Source organism: Synechococcus sp. PCC 6312, assembly GCF_000316685.1.
Lineage (GTDB): Bacteria > Cyanobacteriota > Cyanobacteriia > Thermosynechococcales > Thermosynechococcaceae > Pseudocalidococcus.
The window spans coordinates 223180-246214 of record NC_019680.1; the positions used below are offsets into that span (position 1 = coordinate 223180).

Genomic DNA, 23035 nt, shown 5'->3' on the forward strand with positions numbered 1-23035 from the left:
GCCTACTTGTTAATTCTATCGGCTGATTTCTAAGGGGTAGGTTTCAATTGGTTAAGATGTAAGTCGTCTCCAACCCTGTTTAGCCTTTGCCCCTAGTTATCCCATGTCCAACCCGTTGCGTCTCCACTACATCCGTCATGTTCCCTTTGAAGGACCAGGAAATATTGCTAAATGGGCAGAAAGCCGGGGCTATTCCTTAACAGGCACTCATCTGGATCAAAATGACCCCTTTCCTGGCCTGGACAGTTTTGATTGGCTGGTGGTTATGGGTGGCCCGATGAATGTGGATCAAGAAGCCGACTATCCCTGGTTAGCAGCCGAGAAACTATTGATTCTTGAGGCAATTAACACCGGTAAAACAGTTTTGGGGGTTTGCTTGGGGGCACAGTTAATCGCCTCGGTCCTAGGGGGTGTGGTTTATCCAGGCCCTGAAAAGGAAATTGGTTGGTTTCCAATAGAACTGACAACTAAGGGACTTCAGTCTCAACTTTTTCCCCCAGGCCCAGATCAATTTATGGTCTTTCATTGGCATGGGGATACCTTTACGATTCCTAGCGGGGCCTGGGCCTTGGGGAGTAGTCATGCCTGTGCCCAGCAAGGGTTTCTCTATGATCAGCGGGTTTTGGGTTTGCAATGCCATTTAGAATCCACCCCAGAGAGTATCCAGGCCTTGTTGGATCATTGTGCCGATGAATTAGTACCAGGGCAGTACATCCAATCTGCCGAGACGATCCAAGCCCAATTCAACTATTTACCAGAATTAGAAAAAACACTTTTTTATGTCTTAGATCGGCTCCATGAACTATCGGTTAACGCGCCTTGTCTCAGTCAGGTTCAGGAAGGTTAACTATAGCGTTACTCATTTAGAGTGCGACAGGAGCAAGTCAGGAAATTGATGATTAAAAACACTTTGAAAATGATAATCTGCTTAGAACAGCCTGCGTAACGCTATAGGCGTTGGTAGTTCAAAAAGAGTTCATCCCCAATTTGCTTTGTGGCCATCAGTTGAAATCTGGGGGCAGCCTGAACTGAAAATCCTAAGCCGGCCACAGGGGTTGCTGCGGTTGTGCCACCTAAGACTAAGGGGCAAAGTGTGACCCACCATTCATCAATTAAGTTTGCAGCCAGGAGAGAGGCAATGAATACCCCGCCCCCCAAGACGGCTAATTTCTTGACACCTAGGATTTGGAGTTGTTGATAAGCCGCCACCAGATCAATTTGATCATCAGGAGTGGTGGGAGAAAGAATCTGCTCAAAACTGCCTTGATTCCCCCAGGCCCTGGCTCCAGCTTTTGTCGTTAATAGATAACGGGGAAGGGGCTGCTGAAAAAATCGTAAATCAGGGTCAATTTTTCCTGACTGAGAGCAAACAATTTGGATCGGTTGGGGTGGTTTCCCTTGGGCAAGCCGGGCCTGGATGAGGGATTCTCCTTGGACGCTCATGGCTGTGCCACCGGCCCTGAGGGTTGCTGCCCCAAAAATCACCCCATCGGCCTGGGCCACCAGTTCCTCAAGATGTTGGTAATCATGCTGCGACCCAAACAACTGATCTGGCCCGATAGCGGAGGCAATTTTGCCATCTAAACTCATTGCTAAAATCACCGTAGCCCAGGGGCGGGATTGGCACATGGTAAATATTCGTCTCAATATAATAATGCTAGACTCTGGCTATTGCGTTTTATCACCCTTCTCAATCTTCCTTGCGAGAACTCCCCCATGTCTAGTAGTGGCCGGCAAGCTCAACCGCCCTTAGAGTTTTTACCCCCGACCTATAATGCCTTGGTTCGCTGGGGATTTGCCCAACTTCTGCCCCTGTGGATGCGTTGGCAAATGGGCCTGGAGCAAATTGAGGGGGGACATTTAGAGCGACTCGTCCAGGCCTATGAACAGTTTCAACAGGGCCAGGCCCGGATTTTATTAGCCTTTCGCCATCCCAGCACCGATGATCCCCTCTGTATGGGCTATTTACTCTGGCATTTAGTCCCCCGCCAGGCCCGGCAAATGGGGGTAAAACTCAAGCTCCCCATTCACAGTTATTTTCTTTATGACCGCGGGATTCCCCTCTGGGCTGGAGATGGGGTGGGCTGGCTCTTTGGGCAGTTGGGCGGCAGTTCAATTATGCGCGGGAAGTTAGATACCCAGGCCTTGCGAGCAGCCCGTGAGTTATTAGTCCGGGGTGAGTTTCCCTTAGCCGCGGCCCCGGAAGGTGCAACCAATAATCAAAGTGAACTTGTCAGCCCGTTAGAACCGGGAATTGCCCAGATGGGGTTTTGGTGCTTGGAAGATTTAATCAAAGCGGGGCGGTTAGAAGAAGTGTTGATTATTCCGATTGGGGTTCAATATTCTTTGCTGAAACCAAGCTGGTGCAAATTAGGACAAGTTCTCAAGCAATTGGAAACCCAGGCCGGTTGTCAGCCCCCCACCCCGGCCCATGATCCGGAAAGTCTATATCAGCGGCTCTTTCACCTAGCAACACATCTATTGAGCATTATTGAAAGATTTTATGTTGCCTCCTACCACATCACGATTCCAGAGTTACCCCCCTGTCAAGGTCCAAATCAAGAGTTAGCCACACGCTTAAAACGGCTACTGGATATTGTCTTGCACGTTGCGGAGGAATTTTTTGGGATTAAACCTTCAGAAAACCTCGTGGATCGGTGTCGGAGAGTTGAACAGGCGGCCTGGGAGCGGATGTTTCGCCAAGACTTGGAGCAGTTGTCGCCTGTTGAGCGAGGGTTTGCCAATTGGTTAGCCCAAGAAGCAGAACTCCGGCTCCGTCATATGCGGCTTGCGGAACGATTTACCTCCATCACTGGGCATTATGTGCGCGAGAAAAACAGTCCCGACCGCTTTGCCGAAGTCTTATTTATCTTGGCTCGGACGCTGTGTTGGATTGAAGATAAACCCCAGCCCGATAGTTTGTTCCTTGGCCCCCGCCGAGTTCGTTTAACCGTAGCCCCTGTCATTCCCCTGCGGGAGTATTGGCCCGAATATCAACAGAATCGCCGCCAGGCCCGTCAAGTAGTGCAAACTGTAACCGCTAAAATTGGCCAAAGCTATGAAGAGATTATCGCCAGCAAAAATGATCGATAGCGTTATCAATTTTGAGTGCTGATTGGGATAAGTCAGGAAATTCTTTATGGGCGGTTCTTTTAAGATTTCTACTCTCTCAGAATAGTATGCCTAACGCCATAGTTTATGGGGGATGCGCTTAAGTCTTCAATTCTCTTGGAGCCATTGCGAGAATAACTCCTGGCTCGTGGGCTAAACTCGTTAGGCAAATTGTTGCTGCCTCTGCAATTGCTGACCCAAAAGCAGGTGTAACTCCAGGCAGCCCTTGATTAAGCTGTTGTAAGTTTAAGGTTTGCATCTGACTTCAGGCGGTTATGTTCGATCAAAACTAAAGGCTTGATTGTGCGCTTAAGATTGACCTGACTGTTCTAGGGGAATTCCACATTCCTTGCAATGGGGAAGATAGGTATAGGTGGGTTGATGGCAGTGAGGACAGTCTTGGTATTGATGAAAGCCGCAATGGGCACAATAGGGATCTGATAGCCGGATTTTCCGACCACATTGGATGCAGCGGGATTTTTGGTAGCGATTGCTGGCCTGGGTCGCGGGATGTAAAAACAGCCGTTGCCCTAATTTGATTAACCCAAAACCCACGAGGGGAATTAAGAAAATATAGACATAGCTAACTAAAAATAAAAGTTGCCCAAATAGGGTTGTGATCAAACTGAAAACAACGGAGAAGACTGCGCCAAATCGTAGGACTTCAAAGATTTTCAGAATCAAGGGAATCAAAAAGATCACAAATAAATGCCAGCTAATCAGAGCTAACAGGCCAAATTGTCGTTGCCAGGCCCAGCGTTGTACCCAGCCAGCCAGCCCAATTAAGGGAGCTAAAAAGAGGACTTGGAGGATTAACTGTTGGGTCGGATGCCAAAAGCGCGCGCTGTCATAGCCCTGTTGGACGGCCTGAAAAGCGGAATCTTGATTGAGGAATTGAATAAATTTTTGACTGTTGGGTTGCTGGAGTAAGGTTTCTTGGAGTTGCTGAATATCTTGTTTCAGGGTTTGAATTTTTTGTTCATTGGCTTGTAAGGTTTGGCGGGCCTGGGCCGCAGCAACGGCATTAATGGATTGGGACGGGGCCTGGCCGGCAATTTGCTCTAATAAAGTCGAGTCATATTCAGCCCGGATTTTGCGATTAGCGGTGGCGAGGAAATCAATGGCCTGCTCCTGTTGTCTCAGTCGAGCTAGGGTATTGCGGGTGCTGGGAGTAACGATGGCATCACGGCGAGCGGCATAGTCCAAGCAAACTGGGGAAAGTTGACCGAGGTGATCCTGGGCTTGGCGGCGATACTGCAACTCTAAAGAATCATTACTTGCGTTCTCTAGGGCAGTCCGAACTTGGGCAAAATCACGGTTTAGTTGGGAATCTGTGGTCTGCTCTCGATAGGTTTGCCAGGCCGGGTAACAGGGATAGGCTTGCTCCGGGCTGAGGGGCCAACGAGCAATATCAGCCAGCCCAGAAAAGACCTGCCAGAGAATGAAAATATCAATAACAATGATGATACCCAGGCTGAGTTTATTGAGGGGTTGGGCTTGTTGTCGGGAGGATTGGTGATAAAACCGTTGGATCCAGGCCGAGAGGGTTTGGCGCATCTGGGCGATCATGATCAGGCACACCGTTAGAAATAAGGGGCAGGCATGGCTTAAGTTTACAGTGGAGCTTTTTGGAAATTATCCAGATGGGAGCCTCAGACCAGTCGTGAGCTATAAAAGCAGCATTGCCTCCCAAGGGGAGAGGAATAGAGCCGATGCAAATTTTCTTTGTGATCTTTTTTTCCTTTTTGAGCGTCTGGATTGTTCAGCTAACCGTGCATTTGCCCCTAGATATTCTCAACTGGATTCATGTGCCCCAAGTCCTTTGGATTGCGGTGTTGGTTGGATTATTAGCGTGGGGATTGGGAGATTAAGGGCTAATGCGGCAGCTAGAGATTAATTTACTAAGCTAGTCAAGGGCCTGGGGATCGGTTACGCTCTTAAGTCCACATCGTTACTTTTCTACCCTTGGCTCACTGTTGTCCATGTCTGCTTCTAGCTTGCTGTCCTCTGCTGCGGTCAACCTCAAAGCAACGCCTCGTTACCAGGCCTATCTTACCCTCCAGGCCGTTGCCAAGGGAGCCTATGCCGATGTTGCCCTCAGCCGTGTTTTGCATCAATCGCCCTTAAACTCTCTGGATCGGGGGTTGGTAACGGAGTTAGTCTATGGCACAGTCAGGCGACAACGTACCCTAGATGCTCTGATTGATCACCTTTGTCGGCAGCGGAATCAACCCTTAAACTTGCGATTAATTCTGCGCCTAGGTCTTTATCAGTTACGCTACTTAGCCCAAATTCCCGCCGCTGCTGCTGTAAATACCAGCGTTGAGTTGGCTAAAGGGTGTGGTCTAACTGGCCTGGCGGGAGTGGTCAATGGGGTGTTACGGGCCTATCTGCGGATCAGTCAAGACCGAGAACCCCTACCTGAGTTGGCGGATCCGCTCCTCAATTTGGCTGTTCAAGAAAGTTTTCCCGATTGGATTGTCCAGGCCTGGGCGGCCCAGCTTGAGATGCCGGAAACTACGGCCCTCTGCCAGTTTTTTAATCAGACTCCCACCATCGACCTCCGGGTTAATTCTCTTCAGGCCAGTCCCGAAGACGTTTTAACGGCCCTCGCCACCGCTAAAATCCCTGCCACCCCTCTTGCCAACTTACCGGGGGGAATTCGTCTCGGGGCCGGCCTGGGGGCTATTGCCGCGTTGCCCGGTTATGACAAAGGGTGGTGGTCTGTCCAAGATGCCGCGGCCCAACTGGTGACCTATTTGCTGGATCCACAACCTGGGGAAACAATTATTGATGCCTGTGCAGCCCCTGGGGGAAAGACCACCCACATCGCCGAACGAATGCAGGATCGGGGCACGGTGATTGCTCTGGATCGGGTTGCCTCCCGCCTACGGAAACTGAAGCAAAATCAACAACGCCTCCAGTTGACCTGCCTCCAGGCCCAGTTGGCCGATAGTACCCAAATTCAAACGATGTTACCCCTGGCCGACCGCGTCCTGATTGATGCCCCCTGTTCGGGCCTGGGAACTCTCCACCGCCATGCAGATGCCCGTTGGCGACAAACCCCCACGACACTTGCCGAATTAGTCAGCCTCCAGGCCCAACTCCTGGAAAATGCTGCAACCTGGGTTAAACCAGGGGGATTGATGGTCTATGCCACCTGTAGTTTGCATCCCGATGAAAATCAAACTCAAGTTGAGAATTTCCTCAAGGCTCACCCCAATTGGCACATTGCCCCCTTACCCCTGCCCTTTCCCCGCCCCGATCTCCAGCAAGCCCAAGGATGGCTCCAGGCCTGGCCCCAACGCCAACAAATGGATGGATTTTTTATGGTGCGGTTGCAGCGCGATACCCCATGACCCCAGCCAAGACCCATAACAGGATGAGGCCGATCAATCCTGCCAAAGGATTCCCACCTACCCCCGTTAACCACTCTGGAATACCAGCACTGGGCTTAAACAGACCGCCAACATTGACCCAGTAATAGCCCGCAACCAGACCCCCATGAAGCCCCATGGCCATCCCTAACCGCCGTCCCCAGGCCTGTTTGGCCCATCCCAAGCTCAAGCCGAGGAGAACTAGGCCGAGAAATTGGGGAGCCGTGGCCACAATGACATCCAAGGGGCGAATAAAATGTAAAGCCGCAAAGATGAGGGCTTGGATCATCACGGCACTATTGGGTTGATAGTCCAGTTCTAACTCCTGTTGCAGCCAACCCCGAAAGAGTAATTCCTCCGCAAATCCGACCCCCAAGCCCGTCAGTAGTCCTTCCCAAACAATCTTCAGAAAAGGGTCTGGAAAGCCTTCAAATCCGACCCAACCCAGGCCCCACTGCCCGCCAAAAAGCACCCCGATCAACCCTAGCCCCAGTAACCAGCCCAGGCCAGCCTCCCGCCCGAGTTGCCGGTTCAAGCGTAATCCATAAAACCTGAGGGGCTGTTTTTGCCGGTGAATCCGCTGCCCCCACTCCCGTAATAGGAGGATAAACAGGCTGTACAGTAAGCCGAGACTCAACCAGCTAACCGGGCCAGGCTCACCCCAGATCAGATAGAGGGGAATTGCCCAAGGGAGCCAGAGGGCCAACAACGTCACCACAAACAGACCCACTCGGGCCGCCGCTGGGAGTCGGGCCAATGGTTGGGGCCGGGCCTGGGAATACCTATTCGTCCGGTTCAATGGTACTTGTCAATCCAGCCATTTTCAGAGCTTCACAATAAAACTCAGCATGTTCCAAGGCACAGGTAATGACGAGTGCTACACCATTGGTATGGGCTTCCATCATGATGTCCACGGCCTGGGGTTGGGTCAGACTGGGGACAGTTTTCAGCAGGGTTTCCACCACATGCTCCATTGAGTTAAAGTCATCGTTATGCAGCAACACCCGATAACGGGGCGCAAGTTTCCGAACCGTAGATGTTTTTTCAATGGTTTGCACAGACATAATGACTGGGCCTCGCGATCCTGGCACTTTCTAATAATTTTGACGGTGACTTTAGTTTAGCCTACCTCACTTTACAATCTGTAATATCCCCCTTTGCCCATGACTCTTGAGGCACAGCCATGACTGTAACAACTCCCACCCCAGCCATATCCCCAGGCATCGCCCCGCCAGCGGTTGTGATCTATGATGGCGACTGTAATTTCTGTGTCACGTTTGTGCAACTGTTGGAGCAATGGGATCAGGGAAAACGCTTTGTTTATGTGCCGATGCAAGATGAAGCCACCCTAGCCCAATGGCACATGACTCCAGCAGATTGCCAGGCCGGGATGATTTTGCTCGATCCGACTCATCCCCAAGCCTATGTCCAAGGGAGTGCTGCGGCTGAGGAAATTACCCGTTTATTACCTGGTGGAAATGGTTTAATTGCGGCCTATCGAAATTGGGCCACCCTCAAGGGCCTGGGGGATGCAGCCTACGAAACCCTTCGCGATCATCGTTATGCCTGGTTTGGATCCCGCAGCCAGACCTATGAATCTCGGTATCCAGGCCCGGCCTGTGGGGGCAATTGCCCTTAAATTTCCCAGGCTTTATCGACCAAAGTATTCTGTCAAGCTGAAACTCAAAAAGCCAAACCTCTCTGCCCCCCATGACAGACTATGGCCAGAGTAAGTAAAGCAACCCCTGTTCGCCCACCAACAGTTCCCGCAACAGACTGACAATTGCGACCCAAATTACCGGGCTAATATCTACACCACCAATGGGGGGAATGATTTTACGGGTCGGGCCTAAAAACGGTTCGGTCGGTGCAGCCACCCAGTTAAACGGAAATTGGGTTAAGTTGGCCTGGGGATACCAAGTTAAAACAATCCGCAAAATGAATAACAGCGTCAACAGTCCCAAGACCAGGCCCAGGCCCAAGTTAATCCATTCAAGTGGCTGCATTGTTAAACTCATGCCCTAGAGTGACTTTTTTTGATCTTATCCCCTTCTTATCGCCTCTGATAGTTTTCAATAGAGGGGCCTGAATCAATAGCCGAGGGACTTTAATGGCTGCTCTGAACATTGACCATAGCCCGGTGGCAGGCCGCAAAGTTCGACCGGAAACAGTCAGCTTGCTCAGATTGCCAGTGCCTTCAGGTGAGAGCATATGTCCCTAAGCCTCCTCCTTGAGAATGTCGGCCAAAGCGGCCTGGGCATCGGGAAACTTGAACCTAAAACCCACTTCTTGGAGCCGTTGGGGTAAAACCTGCTGTCCTTCCAGAACAACCTGGGCTGCTTCCCCTAAAAGCAACTCCAAGACAAAATCCGGCACGGGTAGCCAAGAGGGCCGACCCATGACTTGCCCCAGAGTTTGACAAAAATCCGTCATCCGTTGCGGGGTAGGGGCAGTGGCATTATAGATTCCTTCCATCTGCTCATCCTGAAGGGCCTGGAGAATGATGTTCACTAAATCATCTTGATGAATCCAAGAAAACCATTGTCGCCCTGAACCAATTGGCCCCCCGGCAAACAGCTTAAAGGTCGGTAACATCTGCCCCAATGCCCCCCCCAGGCCCAGGACAATTCCAAATCGTAAAATGACTAATCGGGTTCCCAATGCAGTAACTTTTGCGGCTTCCGTTTCCCAGGCCTGGCAGACCGAGGCTAAAAAATCCTGGCCGGCTGGACTTGCTTCCGTGAAGGTGGCTGTTTCGCTGGTTCCGTAATAGCCAATGGCCGAGGTGCTAATCAATATGGGCGGGCGGGGGCTGGCCTGGGCGATGGCTTCCACCAGTTTGGCTGTCCCGACTTGACGGCTATTAAGAATTTCTTGCTTACGGGTTGGAGTCCAACGACCTTGGGCCAACGGTTCACCCGCTAAATTAACCGCCGCATCACAATCCGCAATTGCCTCCTGCCAGACCCCGGAGGTTTGGGGGGTATAGGGCACAACTTCCACTTGCGGAAATTGGGCTGTTGCTTTGACTGGATTCCGCGTTAGCAATAAACAATCATGGCCCTGGGCCTGGAGTCTGGTGATGAGTCTGGTGCCCACCAGTCCCGTGCCGCCTGTAACTGCAATTTTCATAAAATCATGCCTGTACTGGAGGATACGCCCTGCCAAGGGGATAGAGGCAGAGAGTGTGCCTTAACTGAGCTTCAACGCCGATGCCGGAACATCATCCCAAGTTTTCACGGTGCGTAAGCGGGTCAACCAACCAGCCGCCTTTTGTTCCGGGGTTAAGTTTTCTTCAAAGGAGTGTTGACATTCCTCTCCTTGGGCCTGGTCACAGCAAGCAATACAGGCATAGAGCAACCCAGAGGGGTCTAGTTGTTCACACACCCAAATCGTTGTATCAGATAACTGCTCCATCCGGCCAATAAACTCCACAACAGCACAAGCCCAAACCTTTTTTATTGTAGAGACTGTCCTGCAACTTATGGGGTTCGGGAACAGTTCTGCACTATCCCCAAGTACAAGCTAGTCCGGATCTAACCTAATCAAATAAGAATTAGTGGCAATAGTCATGATGAACTGCTATCATACTCTACGGAAAGTTACTAGGAGTAATTCGCAACTATGGACAAGTTGACCCGACGCGGCGTACTAGGGTTGGGTGCTGCGGCAACGGCATATTTGGCCCACGAACTCTACCAAGGTGGGTCTGGCTGGGATGAGGCTGATGCTGCTACTACGCAAATTGCCCAGGCCAATCGGGTACTCAACCTCTACTCGGCTCGCCACTACGACACGGACAAAGCCCTTTACACCGGATTTACGCAGGCCACTGGGATTCGTGTCAATGTGATTGAGGCTGAAGCGGACGCTTTAATCGAGCGGATCAGAAATGAAGGGGCCAACAGTCCGGCGGATGTCCTGATGACGGTAGATGCAGGTCGGTTGTGGCGGGCCCAAGAGCAAGGGGTGTTTCAGCCTGTTCAGTCGGCGGTTTTGAATCGGGCTGTACCTGCCAATTTACGGGATCCCCAAGGCAACTGGTATGGACTATCCCGCCGGGCCCGGGTGCTGATTTACAACAAAGCTCGGGTTAAGCCCAGCCAACTCTCTACCTATGAAGCCCTTGTAAATCCCCAATGGCGAAAACAAGTTTTAACGCGATCATCTAGCAATGTTTATAGTCAATCTTTGACAGGTGCTCTCATTGCGATTCACGGTGCACCGAAAGTTGAATCCTGGGCCAAAGGCTTAGTGGCCAACTTTGCCCGCTCTCCCCAAGGTGGCGATACCGATCAAATTCGGGCTGTTGCGGCAGGGATTGGTTCAGTTGCGATTGCTAACCATTACTATCTGGTGCGGTTAATGGAGTCTAGTAAGCCAGAGGATCGGGACGTGGCGGCCAAGGTCGGGCTGTTTTTCCCCAATCAAAAGGCTCAGGGAACCCATGTGAATATCTGCGGGGCCGGTGTTGTCAAAGGGGCCCCCAATCGAGCCGCGGCAATTCGCTTTTTAGAGTATCTTGTTAGCCCCAAAGCCCAGGCCATGTTTGCCCAAGGGAACTTTGAATTTCCAGTTGTCCGGGGCGTTCCTCTTTATCCTGCGGTAGCCAAGCTCGGAAATTTCAAAGCCGAAACCGTGAGTGCGGCTGTATTTGGCCGAAACAATCCTGAAGCCCTGAGGTTAATGGATCGGGCTGGCTGGCGATAGGGGCTTTTCGGGGTAAAATCCCAAACTAGACCCCCTCGCATTTGGACACCCTATGGCTGAATCCGTCCCTAACCCCCCTGTCTCAGAATCCCTAATTGCGGCTTTGGCAGGGGATGATTGTGTGGTGGTGGCGGCGGCCCTCGAGGCTGGGCTGGCCCCTGATAGTGCCAATGCTGAGGGCATTCCTTTATTGGCGTTGGCGGCAGAGGCGGGCGCAGGGGAATCCGTGAAGCTATTATTGGCCGCTGGGGCAACTGTTGATCAAGGGGATGCGGATCATTGGACTCCCCTCATGGCAGCGGCAGGGGGCAATCATTTGGAAATTGTCCAACTCCTTTTAAATTCTGGGGCTAATGTCAATGCCCAGACTAGCTTTGGTTTAACCCCTCTGATGGCCGCGGCTGCTAAAGGTCAACTGGCCACGGTAGAAGCTCTGATTGGGGCTGGGGCGGATGTAAAGGCGCGGGATCAAAATTCCTGGACAGCCTTGGTCTGGGCCTTGGAAGCAGGGCATACTGAAGTTGTCCAGGCCCTGAAGGCTGCCCGTGCCAAACTGGTGGGATGATTGCTGTCAACCTTCATTTTTTCCTCATCTTGGCGTTGATTCCCCTCCTAGTCGCGGCAAAGAAGTCAGATGTCACGACCAATTGGATGGCACTCTTTGCCGATCTGCTGTTGATGGCCGGCCTGGTGGGCGCGGCTGTTGCCCTCGATCGATTGGTGTTGGGTCGGGGCTGGCAATCCCTGGAGCGGCTCCTGATTCAAAAAATTCATCCTAACCAGCGGGCCTGGCTGAAATTTGGTTCGGGGTTATTGCGCCAGGCCGGGCGAATTATTCTCTGGATTGCCTTAGTGACAACAATTATCCGTCTGAGTGTCGCCTTGCAACCCCTAGAGCAACCTCTGGGGAATTTGGTTAGCTGGGCTGGGCAGGAAATTAGCCTGTTGTTTAATCGCCCCCTCTTGGATTTGGGACGCAATAAAATATCCCTAGGATTTTTAGTCTTACTGATTGCCCTGAGCGTGGCCGTTTTCTTCATCTCCCATTGGCTCAGCGAATGGTTTAAGCGCAGTATTCTCCGCGGCCTGGAGGTTGAACGGGGGGCTCAAGAAACCATTACCCGGATCATTAGCTATTGCCTCACCTTAATTGGCTTGATGATTTTGCTGCAAACAGCGGGGCTGGATCTCAGTTCCCTGACGGTAGTTGCTGGGGTCTTGGGGATTGGGATTGGCTTTGGCCTACAGAATTTAGCCAGTAATTTTGTCAGTGGCCTGGCGATTTTGATTGAACAACCGATTAAAGTTGGTGATTTTATTGAAGTTGATGGCCTATCAGGCACAGTCGAGAAGATTTCGATTCGCTCTACAGTTGTTCGCACCAATGATAGCCAGTTTGTCATTGTCCCCAATAATCGTTTTATTGAACGAAATGTTATTAACTGGAGTTATCAAAGTCCCGAAAGTCGGCTCCATATTCCGGTTGGGGTTTCCTATGGTAGTAACACGGGGCAAGTGACCGAAGCTTTACTAAATGCTGCCCGTAAAGATTCGCGAATTTTGTTATATCCACCGCCCTGTGTCTGGTTTCGGGGGTTTGGTGATAACGCCTATCTGTTTGAATTGTTGGTGTGGATCAATCGCCCCCAAGACGCAGAACCGATTAGAAGTGCCTTGAATTTTTTGATTGAGCAGGAACTCCAACGCCAAGGGATCGAAATTCCTTTTCCCCAACGAGATATTTATTTACATGGACTTGAGGATAGTTCTAAGAACTTGACCCGTGCCGTACAAAAACTGCGGAACCCGGCCCCGGAAACCAGCCCAGCCACTCCAACCCGTCAACACCGGGAATTACGGAATATGCTCCGGAAGGTGAGTTATTTTGGTCAGTGTACGGATCAGCAATTGGATTTACTCATTGAACAGGGCAAGCCACGTACCTATCGCACCGGAACTGTCATTTTTCGCCCTGGAGATCCCAGCCATGAAATCTATTTGATCCTTTCCGGCAGTGTCGAGATTCGCTCCGAACGATTAAACCAAAGTTTAGCCACCTGTCATGGGGGAGAAAGTTTTGGAGATGTCACCGTCTTAACTGGCATGGCCCGTCTATCTACCGTCATTGCCGTTGAGTCTTGTAATGTTTTTGTGATTAATTTGCAATCCCTAAAGACTCTCCTCCAAGAAGATCCGCAACTGGCCGAAAGTATTGCTAATGATTTATCCGCCCGGCAACAAGTCCTCCAAGAACTGGGGTTTATGAGTGAAGATGGAAATAATGACCGTCCTCTTCCGTCCTTTGCTTGGTTTCGTCAACGTCTCCAGGCCCTCTTTAATGTCTAACCCTTCAGGCTCCCACGCTGATTTCCCCTGACGTTCCGATGACGATTTTGACTCCAGATTTCCAAATTCTAGATAGCAGCTTAGAGCAACTCCAGGCCCACAAGTCTCAATGGCCCAACGTGACGATCCCAGAGCGAATTAGGATCATCCAGCAATTGATTCAGGGCATTGCCGCAGTGGCTGAGGATTGGGCTAACACCAGTTGTCAACTTAAAGGCATAGACCCCCATAGCAACCTGGCTGGAGAAGAGTGGACAACCGGCCCCGCCGCAATTCTAATTCAGCTCCAACAGTTAATTGTCACCCTCCAGGCCAAGGGCCAACCCCAACCTCCCCAATGGCGCACCGGCCCCCAAGGTCAGGATATTGCCCAAGTCTTACCGGCCAATTGGCAAGAGAAGTTTATTTGGTTTGGCTATCGAGCTGAAGTTTGGTTAGAGTCGGGTAAACCTCGGACTCAGGGAAAAATTTATCGTGAACCACCGGGGCCTGGGGGTGTGGCCTTGGTTTTGGGGGCCGGGAATATTAGCTCCATTGCGCCGTTGGATGTTCTGTATAAACTCTTTGCCGAAAACCAAGTTGTGATTCTGAAAATGAATCCGTTAAATGCAGCCTTGGGACAATATCTGGAACGGGCCTGGCGGGCGTTAATTGAGGCCGGATACTTGGCCATTGTCTATGGGGGGGCGGAAGTTGGGGACTATTTGTGTCAGCATCCAATGGTTGAATCTGTTCACATTACCGGTTCCCAGGCCACCCATGATCTGATTGTTTGGGGCAAAACAAAAGCCGAACAAACGGAACATAAACAAAACCAGACCCCACGGCTCCAGAAACCTATCACCTCCGAACTGGGCAATATTACCCCAGTGGTGATTATCCCCGGTCAATGGTCAGCCTCCGAGTTGCAATTCCAGGCCCGGCAAGTCGTGAGTTTATTAACCCATAATGCCAGTTTTAATTGTGTTGGCGCGCAAGTTTTAGTCATCAGTCAGGCCTGGCCACAAAAACAGGAGTTTCTGACTCGTATCCGGCACATTCTGGCCCAAACCCCGCAACGCAACGCCTATTATCCTGGGGCCAAATCACGCTATCACCACTTTTTAGATCACTATCCCCAGGCCGAGGTGATTACCAGTCCTAGCAATGGGTTAAACCCAGAGGAGACAATTCCCTGGACCGTCATTCCCAATATTCCCGATCAAGCTGGGGAGTTTTTCCTAGAGCAGGAAGTTTTTTGTGGAGTCTTAGGAATTGTTACCCTCAACGCTGCTGATACTCCCACTTTTCTTAAGTTAATGGTGGACTGTCTGAATCAACGGGTTCAAGGCACTTTGGGGTGTAACTTAATCATTGATCCACGTACAGAAAGGCAATATCAATCAGAATTTAACCAGGCCGTTAGTGAGTTGGACTATGGCACGATTACGATTAATCTTTGGGCTGCCGTTGCCTTTTCCCTGGGGGTGACACCTTGGGGGGCTTTTCCGAAACATAACCTCGAATCGGCTGGCTCTGGCCTGGGGTTTGTTCATAATACCTTTCTTTTTGACTATCCCCAGAAATCAGTGATTCACGCTCCTTTTATAATTGTCCCGACCCCGGCCTGGTTTGTAGATCATCGTAATTTGTTAGCACTTGCAAAAGCTCTGGTTCATTACTATGCCAATCCCAACCTTTGGACAATTTTGCCGTTAATTTGGGCAGGATTATGGGGTTAGGAAGAACCGTTTAATTTTTGGGGAGATCAACCGGCTCTGCTTGGCACATAGGAATCCGAAGCGATTTTGGAAACTAGAACATTGTTTCTGATCGACTTACAGACTCGAATAATTTTAGACTCAGGTAAGATTTCTAGACACGAAGTCCACGACTGTAGGGTAAGCTCTAAAGTAAGGTCAGAATTTTGGAACTGAGCCATGAGTGTGATTGTTTCGGATCAGGTTCTAGCAGCAACGGGGATGACAGAAGCGGAAATGCGCCAAGAAATTGCTGTCATGCTCTTTCAACAAGAAAAACTCACACTTGCCCAGGCCAGCCATCTTGCCGGGATTCATCGAGTTACATTTCAACATTTACTTGCAAGTCGTCAGATACCAGTGCATTATAGTGTCGAGGATTTTGAGCACGAAATTAAAAGTCTCCAAGCATCGGGAAGATTGTGATCACAGTTAGCGATACCTCACCGATCAATAATCTTGCCGCCCTCAATCAGCTTCATCTGCTCCATCAACTCTATGGCACAATTCTAATCCCAAATGCTGTTTATCAAGAACTGACTGAACCAGATTTTGACATTGCTGGATCAACTGAGGTAAAAACCTTTAACTGGATTCGGACTTGCCAAATTAAGGATGCGACTCTTGTAAATTTATTGAGTTCTGAACTAGGTCGGGGAGAGGCTGAAGTAATTGCTTTAGGACTTGAGGTTAATGCGGATCAAGTTTTAATAGATGAACCTCGAGGTCGAGAAGTTGCAGCCCGATTTGGATTAAGTTACACAGGAATTTTAGGTATCCTTCTTGAAGCAAAACATAAAGGCTTTCTGACGGAAGTTAAACCCATCCTAAATGACTTGGTGAGTCGATCAGGATTCTAGATTTCTGAGCCTTTAGTGATCAAAGTATTAGAACTAGCTGATGAACTGCTCTGATCAAGCTTTCTGTCTGGCATAGAGTTGCTTGAATTTTTGTTGTTGCACCTTATGATCCACAATTTCCATCGGATAGTTACAGGCCTGGCGTTCTAAGGGACTGATTCTGCCTGTTAATAAATCTGCTGTCTCTACACCCCTTAATTCTGGCAACCAGTAGCGAATATAGTCGGCTTCAGCATCAAACTTTTGGGCCTGGGTATGGGGGTTAAAAATTCGTAAGGGTTTGGGATCCATCCCACTGGAAGCACTCCACTGCCAGCCGCCATTATTGGCCGATAAATCCCCATCAATCAACCGTTGCATGAAGTAGTTCTCGCCCCATTGAGGATTGATGATCAAATCTTTAGTCAAAAAACTGGCCACAATCATCCGACAGCGGTTATGCATCCACCCGGTCTGATTTAACTGACGCATGGCCGCATCCACGATTGGAAAGCCGGTTTTACCTTCACACCAGGCCTGGAAATGGTCTTGGTTATTGCTCCAGGGAAAATTCTGAAAGGGTTGCCGATAGGGGCCTTGCGCTAATTCTGGAAAGGCATACATCACGTGTTGATAAAATTCTCGCCAGGCCAATTCCTGTTGCCATGTCCGAATTGCCGTTAAACTTTCCTCACTTCTGGCCTGGGCTTGTGCTTCCCGACTTGCGGCCCAAATTTCTCGAATCCCCAAAACCCCAAATTTCAAGGCTGCACTCAGGCCTGAGGTTCCGGCAATTCCTGGGAAATTCCGATCCGGTTCATAGCTATTAATGGCCCGCTGACAAAAGTCTTCAAGTCGGGCCTGGGCAGGGGGAACTCCGGGGGCTAAAACCAACTCCTGATCCCAGGTAAACCCTAAATCTTGGGTGGTGGGTAACAGAATCATCCCATTTTGTTGGGCAATATCTAATTCTTGACTGGTTAAACCTTGGGCTTGGTGGAGAGTTGGAACGGGTTGGGCTTTGGGATGTTGTTGCCAGTTTTTCCAAAAGGGCGAATAAACCGTATAGATTGCCCCGGAACCTGTGCGAATTGCCTCTGGTGCAACTAACAACTGATCCCAAAAGGTTTGTACCGAAATTCCAGCTTTAGCGAGGGCCTGGGCAACGGCTTTATCGCGGGCCTGGGCATAGGGTTCTACATCACAGTGCCAATAGAGGGCTTGGGCCTTGAGGGCCTGGGCTAGTTTTGGGATTACCGTTGTGGGTTCGCCCTGGAGAATTAAGAGTTGGCTCCCGGCCTGGTGATACTGCTGGGCTAAATCTTCGAGACAACCAACCAGATAGGCAACCCGCACCGCAGCAATGTCCTCACCGCCTAAAATTTTAGGGTCAAAGCAAAACAAGCCGACAACTTTTGCGGTTTTTTCCCGCGCTGCCGCCAGGCCAAGGTGATCCTGAATCCGTAAATCCCGCCGATGCCAAAGCAAAATCAGGGGTTGTGTTTTTGGGGTGATCATTGCAGGGGCATTAGTCATGGGGTTTAGGGATAAACAAGGCGAGGCCATCCTCTCATTAAAATAACAAGCATTACATCTGTGAATTTTTACAGAAAAATAGAATTTACAGAATTGAGGAATTCCTGGCTCGGTACTTTAAATCTGTGGACAAGTGAGGGGATTAGGTCTGTGTTTACCCTGGTGATTTTTAGTTTGCTCTTTTGCATTGCTCCCTTGATTGGTTGGGCCTGGGCCAGAAGACTAGTCTTGCGAAGAAATATTAGGGTTAGAGCCTACTATGGTCGGGCAGTCAGTTTAGGACTTCTTGTACCTGGCCTGATTTTGAGTCAGCAAGTTATGGGTCTAATCCAGCAATACCAACCGGATCGATGTGGAAGCTGGTGGTTAGGAGCTACTCCTGGGGAATGCACCTTAGGTTTTTATCTAATTTCACGGACTCTAGCCGCCTTGATATTTTTAGTTGGGCCGGTTGTACTGCTTTCTGTTTCCCTAGTCTTAGCCGTATTTTGGAATGTCAAAGCCAATCATCGCCAGTCTCAAATGAAGGGGGCTAACAAGGGATAAAATTAGAACTCCAGGATAACCAACCTTCAGCATCATTTAGGAGAAACCCTCTGTGACTGTGCGTGTCCGTATTGCTCCAAGCCCGACCGGAAATTTACACATTGGGACAGCCCGTACAGCGGTATTCAACTGGCTCTATGCCCGACATCATGGGGGAACATTTATTCTCCGAGTTGAAGATACAGATTTAGAACGGTCGCGTCCTGAATATACAGAGAACATTTTGACGGGTCTGGCCTGGTTAGGGTTGCAGTGGGATGAGGGGCCGACATTTCAATCTCAGCGGACGGAACTCTATCAACAGGCCATTCAAACCCTCCTAGACAATGGCCAAGCCTACTACTGCTATTGCACTCCAGCAGAACTTGATGCCATGCGCCAGGCCCAGAAGGAGAGCGGCCAGGCCCCCCGCTATGACAATCGCCATCGAAATTTAACCCTAGCAGAACAAGCCGCCTTTGTGGCCGCCGGTCGTCAGCCTGTAATTCGCTTCAAAATTGAAGATGACCAAGAAATTCGTTGGACAGATTTGGTACGGGGTGAAGTTTCCTGGCAGGGGCGCGATTTAGGTGGCGATATGGTGATTGCCCGCGCCGCCCCGGCCGGTGAAATTGGCCCACCCTTATATAACCTAGTTGTGGTCGTAGATGACATTGATATGGGGATTACCCAGGTGATTCGCGGTGAGGATCATATTGGGAATACACCTAAGCAAATTCTCCTTTACCAGGCCTTGTCCGCTACTGTGCCTCAATTTGCCCATACTCCCCTAATTTTGAATCAGTCTGGCCAAAAACTGTCCAAGCGCGATGGCGTGACTTCAATTTCTGATTTCCAGGCCATGGGTTATGTCGCACCAGCACTAGTGAACTACATGACCCTGTTGGGATGGTCGCCCGTAGAAGGCATGGCCGAGATTTTTACCCTAGAGGAAGCAGCCAAACACTTCAGTTTTGAACGAGTCAATCGGGCTGGGGCCAAGTTTGATTGGGACAAGCTCAACTGGCTCAACAGTCAATATCTCCACTCCATGCCTGTGACTGATTTACTCCAAGAGTTAGTGCCAATCTGGCAAGGGGCGGGCTATGAATGTGATCTGGAAACCGACCAGGCCTGGTTAGAACCTTTAACCGCACTGCTCCAGGCCAGCCTCACCAAACTGACGGATGCCATCGAACAAGCGGCTCCTTTCTTTGCAACCCTGATTACCTGTGATCCGGAAGCAACGGCCCAACTCGCTCAACCCGATAGCCGAAAAGCTCTAGAGTTAATCCTGACCTATCGGCAAGAGCCATCTGAACTAACACCTGAAATTGCCAACGAAGTCATTAAAAAAGTAACTAAAGAGTTGGGAGTCAAAAAGGGCCTGGTCATGCGATCCTTACGTTCTGCGTTAATGGGCAGTGTTCACGGGCCAGACTTAATAACATCGTGGCTAATTCTATCGCAACGACAATTAGATATCCCTCGGATCAGGCAAGCTCAAGGTTAATTGCTGAAAAAAATTGGATCAACACTGGTGGCCCAATCAGATGGAGGCAAACCCAAACTATTGGATATGCGACAAAGAGCAAAACATCTTGGTTCAGGGAGTTGAGATGATGTTAGCTATTTAAAACGAGACAGCCGCTATGTAGAAGATGCTTGATAAGACAATTAGATAATCTTGTCTAACCAATTTAATAAAGGATAAAAAATAAGTACATAGAGCTACACGACTTTTCTGCAAAAGCTTTCAGGGAGAATGTTGCAATATTCTGCATCCTTGAAAAAGAATGATGACTACTTTCTTATAGCAAACACAGATGATTTGTAAGCACAGGAGAGCCTAAAAACTCGATTTCATAAAGATTCCTATCTCATGAATGAAGTCATTTTGTATATCTCCTTCTAATTTCACTGTCCACTTTTTTGAGATAAGGTTATATTTGAGTATTTTTGATTCAGTTAGTATAGTCAATCCCTTGCTAAGCAAAAGGCGTAAGACCTTAGCTTGTACCAGGCCAGTGGGGAATCTGCTGTAACTATTCTAGATTTTATGATATTCACTTATATGTTTAATATTATCCATCATATGCTCATAATTCCTAGAAAGGCGATATGAGCTTGAAACATAGTGATAAAAATACGGCAACACTGACCAATCAACATCGAACATAAATTCGATTAAACCAGTTAAAATTAAATCAATAAAAATTACTTCTTCTGAAGCAGAGTCAGGTTTTTCATAAAATAACTGATACGCTTGCTCCAGAAAATTCTTATCATTCGCCAAATTTCTTAAAATATTTAAGTCAAAACATCCAATAGATTGAAATTCATAATTGTCTGGATTTCCACAATAATCTAATGTTACTAATGAACCAGGACCAGATTCAAGGATTTCAACAGAAAATAAACGAATAAAAATGATGAAAATAAATATTTTCAAATCATTACCATCAAAGTTTAGAATTAGGTTCAACAATATTTTCCGAGTAGTTTTATGATAAATATGATAATCACTAATCAAAGGATTGTTAATAACAGAATATTGTTCATATTGTGTCTGCAAGGACGAGGTGATTTTAGAACGGTTTTTTAGTGCTTTCTTGATTGGTGTGACTCTAAGAAATCTATATATATATTGAGGAGTTATTACAGCAAAGCAGGCATTTAAAATTATATATATATCATTGAACTCAAAAAGTTTTGCTCCATAAATAATCGCTTGGGTTTTATCTAGTGCAATATCATAGCCTTTATTGATAGTTGAGGTAAAAGCTCTTTTTCCAGAGTCTAAAGTAGCCAAATATCCCAAGTGACTATAACTTATTATGTCGATTATTGCTGCTGCAAGTCTCTTCTGGCTTTGACCTTTCCAAGGGTAATCAAAAAATTCGTTGACTGATCGAATAGTAGGGTAGTAGTCACCATTTCCACTGTTTGAACTTTCTAGCGAACAGTTTCCAGTGCGCTCGTAATGACTAAAAAATGCCGAACTTCGATAGGATTCTCTTGTTAAACGAACCCGTCTTCCACATTCAGGACATAAATAAATTTGATTGTGATTAGCATATTCTGCATTAACAACTTCTTTACCTAAATCTGGAATTAGCAAAATTGCATAGCGCATAATAATCTCCTTGTTGATTTCATAATTCTAGATAAATAATAAAAAACCGCCCTCAATTAAGAAAGCGGCTGAATAATTCTTAAGTTTTCCTAAATCAGGAAATCTAAGTTCGAATCCTAACCATGGATGCTCGGAGCAACTAAGGCAACAGGAGCAGACTCAGCCGAAGCCAAATCTAAGGGGAAGTTGTGAGCATTCCGCTCGTGCATGACTTCCATCCCCAAGTTGGCCCGGTTGATGATGTCAGCCCAGGTATTGATCACATTCCCTTTGGAATCAATCACACTATGGTTGAAGTTGAAGCCGTTGAGGTTGAAAGCCATGGTGCTGATGCCCAAAGCGGTAAACCAGATGCCAACCACAGGCCAAGCCGCCAAGAAGAAGTGTAAAGCCCGGCTGTTGTTGAAGCTGGCATATTGGAAAATCAAGCGACCAAAGTAACCGTGAGCGGCAACGATGTTGTAGGTCTCTTCTTCTTGACCGAATTTGTAACCGTAGTTCTGAGATTCAGTTTCAGTGGTTTCCCGAATCAAGGAAGAAGTCACCAAGGAACCGTGCATAGCAGAGAACAAGCTACCCCCAAAGACACCAGCCACACCAATTTGATGGAAGGGGTGCATGAGAATGTTGTGCTCGGCCTGGAACACGATCATGAAGTTGAAGGTACCAGAGATACCGAGGGGCATACCGTCAGAGAAAGAACCTTGACCAATGGGGTAGATCAAGAAAACAGCAAAGGCAGAAGCCAACGGAGCGGAGTAGGCCACGCAAATCCAAGGGCGCATCCCCAAACGGTAGGACAATTCCCACTGCCGGCCCATGTAGCAAGAAGCTCCCAGCAAGAAGTGGAAAATCACCAACTGATAAGGGCCACCGTTGTAAAGCCATTCATCTAAAGAAGCAGCTTCCCAAATCGGGTAAAAGTGCAAACCAATGGCGTTGGAAGAGGGAATCACAGCCCCCGTAATGATGTTGTTGCCAAAGATCAAAGAACCAGCTACAGGTTCCCGGATGCCATCAATGTCCACAGGGGGAGCAGCGATAAAGGCAATTACAAAGCAAGTCGTAGCCGCTAGGAGGGTTGGGATCATGATCACGCCGAACCAGCCGATATAAATCCGGTTGTCGGTACTCGTGATCCAATTACAAAACCGCTCCCATGCGCTCGCACTCTCGCGGCGTTGAATGGTCGTAGTCATATTGGTATAAGGCCAAATAAAGAGCAAGATTTCTGATTGCTTAATTGAAGTAATAAGTAAGCCCTCAGATTAGTTAATACTCTAAAACAATTACCCGACTTGGCCGTTAATTGTTGAAATATATTTACGGTTGTTTATTTTGGGATATATACAGACACAAAACTTAATTAATAAATGCAACAAACCCGACAAATTATTTGCAGTGAGTAACATTTCTAGAAATTTAGATACATTACCTGATTAAACATCGCTAATGTGCCACCACCCCAGGCCGGGACCAATAAACCGTACCGTGATCCAAAGCAGGCCTAAAAGAACAATCCCAGTCCAAGTGCTCCGGGTCACAATTTTTTGAATTTGGCTGGCCTGGGATTTTGTTAAAGGCAACCAGGAGACAATAGACTCTTCCTGTCCATATTTTTCACCTAAGGTTTCTTTACGCCGCTTTGAATCACCCATACATTTTTTGTCTCCCATCCTTGATCCCATTTTATCTACTCTCTGGAAGATTTCGATA

The 23035-nt window shown here is 48.6% G+C and carries 24 protein-coding genes; 13 read left to right on the forward strand and 11 right to left on the reverse strand.

Annotated features, from left to right (window positions below):
* The first annotated feature begins 103 nt into the window (after positions 1 to 103).
* Positions 104 to 847 (forward strand): type 1 glutamine amidotransferase, encoded by a 744-nt coding sequence (locus SYN6312_RS01025; RefSeq protein WP_015122998.1) that lies wholly within the window; start codon positions 104 to 106, stop codon positions 845 to 847.
* A gap of 101 nt (positions 848 to 948) precedes the next feature.
* Here SYN6312_RS01025 and SYN6312_RS01030 read toward each other — a convergent pair whose 3' ends face one another.
* Complete coding sequence (locus SYN6312_RS01030) at positions 949 to 1629, reverse strand: RibD family protein (protein WP_015122999.1); 681 nt, start codon at positions 1627 to 1629, stop codon at positions 949 to 951.
* An 87-nt stretch (positions 1630 to 1716) separates the two neighbouring features.
* Here SYN6312_RS01030 and SYN6312_RS01035 point away from each other — a divergent pair, with 87 nt between their 5' ends.
* Positions 1717 to 3093 carry a 1-acyl-sn-glycerol-3-phosphate acyltransferase gene (locus SYN6312_RS01035; RefSeq protein ID WP_015123000.1) on the forward strand — a complete coding sequence of 459 codons (1377 nt, stop codon included), beginning with the start codon at positions 1717 to 1719 and terminating at the stop codon, positions 3091 to 3093.
* Between the two features lie 327 nt (positions 3094 to 3420).
* Here the strand turns inward: SYN6312_RS01035 and SYN6312_RS01040 are convergent, their stop codons facing one another.
* The gene (locus SYN6312_RS01040; protein ID WP_015123001.1) at positions 3421 to 4680 is read right to left on the reverse strand and encodes a hypothetical protein; all 1260 of its coding nucleotides are present in this window, start codon (positions 4678 to 4680) and stop codon (positions 3421 to 3423) included.
* 143 nt (positions 4681 to 4823) lie between these two features.
* On the opposite strand from SYN6312_RS01040, the gene SYN6312_RS19605 reads away from it, so the two are divergent.
* On the forward strand, positions 4824 to 4982 hold the full coding sequence (locus SYN6312_RS19605; RefSeq protein WP_015123002.1) for a hypothetical protein: 159 nt from the start codon (positions 4824 to 4826) through the stop codon (positions 4980 to 4982).
* A gap of 111 nt (positions 4983 to 5093) precedes the next feature.
* A complete protein-coding gene (locus tag SYN6312_RS01045; RefSeq protein WP_015123003.1) occupies positions 5094 to 6470 on the forward strand; it encodes a 16S rRNA (cytosine(967)-C(5))-methyltransferase in 1377 nt (458 codons plus the stop codon).
* On the opposite strand, the gene SYN6312_RS01050 is transcribed toward SYN6312_RS01045, so the two are convergent.
* Complete coding sequence (locus tag SYN6312_RS01050) at positions 6439 to 7287, reverse strand: CPBP family intramembrane glutamic endopeptidase (RefSeq protein WP_015123004.1); 849 nt, start codon at positions 7285 to 7287, stop codon at positions 6439 to 6441. The genes SYN6312_RS01045 and SYN6312_RS01050 overlap by 32 nt on opposite strands.
* Entirely contained in the window at positions 7271 to 7552 is a 282-nt protein-coding gene (gene clpS, locus SYN6312_RS01055; protein WP_015123005.1) for an ATP-dependent Clp protease adapter ClpS, read from the reverse strand. The genes SYN6312_RS01050 and clpS overlap by 17 nt, the downstream gene beginning before the upstream one ends.
* 119 nt (positions 7553 to 7671) lie before the next feature.
* On the opposite strand from clpS, the gene SYN6312_RS01060 reads away from it, so the two are divergent.
* Complete coding sequence (locus SYN6312_RS01060) at positions 7672 to 8127, forward strand: thiol-disulfide oxidoreductase DCC family protein (RefSeq protein ID WP_015123006.1); 456 nt, start codon at positions 7672 to 7674, stop codon at positions 8125 to 8127.
* A 79-nt stretch (positions 8128 to 8206) separates the two neighbouring features.
* On the opposite strand, the gene SYN6312_RS01065 is transcribed toward SYN6312_RS01060, so the two are convergent.
* From SYN6312_RS01065 to SYN6312_RS01075, 3 genes are all read right to left on the reverse strand, one after another.
* Positions 8207 to 8494 carry a YggT family protein gene (locus tag SYN6312_RS01065; RefSeq protein ID WP_015123007.1) on the reverse strand — a complete coding sequence of 96 codons (288 nt, stop codon included), beginning with the start codon at positions 8492 to 8494 and terminating at the stop codon, positions 8207 to 8209.
* Positions 8495 to 8705: 211 nt separating this feature from the next.
* Positions 8706 to 9620, reverse strand: a complete 915-nt coding sequence (locus SYN6312_RS01070; protein ID WP_015123008.1) for a TIGR01777 family oxidoreductase — start codon at positions 9618 to 9620, stop codon at positions 8706 to 8708.
* 60 nt (positions 9621 to 9680) lie between these two features.
* Positions 9681 to 9905: a hypothetical protein gene (locus SYN6312_RS01075; protein WP_015123009.1), complete on the reverse strand. Its 225-nt coding sequence runs from the start codon at positions 9903 to 9905 to the stop codon at positions 9681 to 9683.
* Positions 9906 to 10112: 207 nt separating this feature from the next.
* On the opposite strand from SYN6312_RS01075, the gene SYN6312_RS01080 reads away from it, so the two are divergent.
* From SYN6312_RS01080 to SYN6312_RS01105, 6 genes are all read left to right on the forward strand, one after another.
* A complete protein-coding gene (locus tag SYN6312_RS01080) occupies positions 10113 to 11198 on the forward strand; it encodes a Fe(3+) ABC transporter substrate-binding protein (protein WP_015123010.1) in 1086 nt (361 codons plus the stop codon).
* Positions 11199 to 11250: 52 nt separating this feature from the next.
* Positions 11251 to 11763 (forward strand): ankyrin repeat domain-containing protein, encoded by a 513-nt coding sequence (locus SYN6312_RS01085; RefSeq protein WP_015123011.1) that lies wholly within the window; start codon positions 11251 to 11253, stop codon positions 11761 to 11763.
* Complete coding sequence (locus SYN6312_RS01090; RefSeq protein WP_015123012.1) at positions 11760 to 13544, forward strand: mechanosensitive ion channel domain-containing protein; 1785 nt, start codon at positions 11760 to 11762, stop codon at positions 13542 to 13544. The genes SYN6312_RS01085 and SYN6312_RS01090 overlap by 4 nt, the downstream gene beginning before the upstream one ends.
* A 38-nt stretch (positions 13545 to 13582) precedes the next feature.
* Entirely contained in the window at positions 13583 to 15265 is a 1683-nt protein-coding gene (locus SYN6312_RS01095; protein WP_015123013.1) for an aldehyde dehydrogenase family protein, read from the forward strand.
* Positions 15266 to 15463: 198 nt separating this feature from the next.
* Positions 15464 to 15709, forward strand: coding sequence for a UPF0175 family protein (locus SYN6312_RS01100; RefSeq protein ID WP_015123014.1), 246 nt, complete (start codon positions 15464 to 15466; stop codon positions 15707 to 15709).
* Positions 15706 to 16143: a DUF3368 domain-containing protein gene (locus SYN6312_RS01105; RefSeq protein WP_015123015.1), complete on the forward strand. Its 438-nt coding sequence runs from the start codon at positions 15706 to 15708 to the stop codon at positions 16141 to 16143. The genes SYN6312_RS01100 and SYN6312_RS01105 overlap by 4 nt, the downstream gene beginning before the upstream one ends.
* A 54-nt stretch (positions 16144 to 16197) precedes the next feature.
* Here the strand turns inward: SYN6312_RS01105 and SYN6312_RS01110 are convergent, their stop codons facing one another.
* Positions 16198 to 17658: an FAD-binding domain-containing protein gene (locus SYN6312_RS01110; protein ID WP_015123016.1), complete on the reverse strand. Its 1461-nt coding sequence runs from the start codon at positions 17656 to 17658 to the stop codon at positions 16198 to 16200.
* A 150-nt stretch (positions 17659 to 17808) separates the two neighbouring features.
* On the opposite strand from SYN6312_RS01110, the gene SYN6312_RS01115 reads away from it, so the two are divergent.
* On the forward strand, positions 17809 to 18204 hold the full coding sequence (locus SYN6312_RS01115; RefSeq protein WP_015123017.1) for a hypothetical protein: 396 nt from the start codon (positions 17809 to 17811) through the stop codon (positions 18202 to 18204).
* A gap of 52 nt (positions 18205 to 18256) precedes the next feature.
* Positions 18257 to 19696, forward strand: coding sequence for a glutamate--tRNA ligase (gene gltX / locus SYN6312_RS01120; protein ID WP_015123018.1), 1440 nt, complete (start codon positions 18257 to 18259; stop codon positions 19694 to 19696).
* A gap of 537 nt (positions 19697 to 20233) precedes the next feature.
* On the opposite strand, the gene SYN6312_RS01125 is transcribed toward gltX, so the two are convergent.
* The 3 genes from SYN6312_RS01125 to SYN6312_RS01135 form a co-directional block, all read right to left on the reverse strand.
* Complete coding sequence (locus tag SYN6312_RS01125) at positions 20234 to 21319, reverse strand: hypothetical protein (RefSeq protein WP_015123019.1); 1086 nt, start codon at positions 21317 to 21319, stop codon at positions 20234 to 20236.
* Between the two features lie 116 nt (positions 21320 to 21435).
* A complete protein-coding gene (gene psbA, locus SYN6312_RS01130; protein ID WP_015123020.1) occupies positions 21436 to 22518 on the reverse strand; it encodes a photosystem II q(b) protein in 1083 nt (360 codons plus the stop codon).
* A gap of 240 nt (positions 22519 to 22758) precedes the next feature.
* Positions 22759 to 22977 (reverse strand): DUF2839 domain-containing protein, encoded by a 219-nt coding sequence (locus tag SYN6312_RS01135; protein WP_015123021.1) that lies wholly within the window; start codon positions 22975 to 22977, stop codon positions 22759 to 22761.
* Between the last annotated feature and the right edge of the window lie 58 nt (positions 22978 to 23035).

Excerpts from the sequence above, each read along its gene's own strand:
- SYN6312_RS01065 (WP_015123007.1), bottom strand. The coding sequence starts at position 8,494 with ATGCAGCCACTTGAATGGATTAACTTGGGCCTGGGCCTGGTCTTGGGA.
- SYN6312_RS01135 (WP_015123021.1), bottom strand. The coding sequence starts at position 22,977 with ATGGGTGATTCAAAGCGGCGTAAAGAAACCTTAGGTGAAAAATATGGA.
- SYN6312_RS01030 (WP_015122999.1), bottom strand. The coding sequence starts at position 1,629 with ATGTGCCAATCCCGCCCCTGGGCTACGGTGATTTTAGCAATGAGTTTA.
- SYN6312_RS01125 (WP_015123019.1), bottom strand. The coding sequence starts at position 21,319 with ATGCGCTATGCAATTTTGCTAATTCCAGATTTAGGTAAAGAAGTTGTT.
- SYN6312_RS01070 (WP_015123008.1), bottom strand. The coding sequence starts at position 9,620 with ATGAAAATTGCAGTTACAGGCGGCACGGGACTGGTGGGCACCAGACTC.
- SYN6312_RS01075 (WP_015123009.1), bottom strand. The coding sequence starts at position 9,905 with ATGGAGCAGTTATCTGATACAACGATTTGGGTGTGTGAACAACTAGAC.
- SYN6312_RS01040 (WP_015123001.1), bottom strand. The coding sequence starts at position 4,680 with ATGATCGCCCAGATGCGCCAAACCCTCTCGGCCTGGATCCAACGGTTT.
- SYN6312_RS01025 (WP_015122998.1), top strand. The coding sequence starts at position 104 with ATGTCCAACCCGTTGCGTCTCCACTACATCCGTCATGTTCCCTTTGAA.
- SYN6312_RS01085 (WP_015123011.1), top strand. The coding sequence starts at position 11,251 with ATGGCTGAATCCGTCCCTAACCCCCCTGTCTCAGAATCCCTAATTGCG.
- SYN6312_RS01110 (WP_015123016.1), bottom strand. The coding sequence starts at position 17,658 with ATGACTAATGCCCCTGCAATGATCACCCCAAAAACACAACCCCTGATT.
- SYN6312_RS01080 (WP_015123010.1), top strand. The coding sequence starts at position 10,113 with ATGGACAAGTTGACCCGACGCGGCGTACTAGGGTTGGGTGCTGCGGCA.
- SYN6312_RS01060 (WP_015123006.1), top strand. The coding sequence starts at position 7,672 with ATGACTGTAACAACTCCCACCCCAGCCATATCCCCAGGCATCGCCCCG.
- SYN6312_RS19605 (WP_015123002.1), top strand. The coding sequence starts at position 4,824 with ATGCAAATTTTCTTTGTGATCTTTTTTTCCTTTTTGAGCGTCTGGATT.
- SYN6312_RS01095 (WP_015123013.1), top strand. The coding sequence starts at position 13,583 with ATGACGATTTTGACTCCAGATTTCCAAATTCTAGATAGCAGCTTAGAG.
- SYN6312_RS01100 (WP_015123014.1), top strand. The coding sequence starts at position 15,464 with ATGAGTGTGATTGTTTCGGATCAGGTTCTAGCAGCAACGGGGATGACA.
- clpS (WP_015123005.1), bottom strand. The coding sequence starts at position 7,552 with ATGTCTGTGCAAACCATTGAAAAAACATCTACGGTTCGGAAACTTGCG.
- psbA (WP_015123020.1), bottom strand. The coding sequence starts at position 22,518 with ATGACTACGACCATTCAACGCCGCGAGAGTGCGAGCGCATGGGAGCGG.
- SYN6312_RS01045 (WP_015123003.1), top strand. The coding sequence starts at position 5,094 with ATGTCTGCTTCTAGCTTGCTGTCCTCTGCTGCGGTCAACCTCAAAGCA.
- SYN6312_RS01090 (WP_015123012.1), top strand. The coding sequence starts at position 11,760 with ATGATTGCTGTCAACCTTCATTTTTTCCTCATCTTGGCGTTGATTCCC.
- SYN6312_RS01035 (WP_015123000.1), top strand. The coding sequence starts at position 1,717 with ATGTCTAGTAGTGGCCGGCAAGCTCAACCGCCCTTAGAGTTTTTACCC.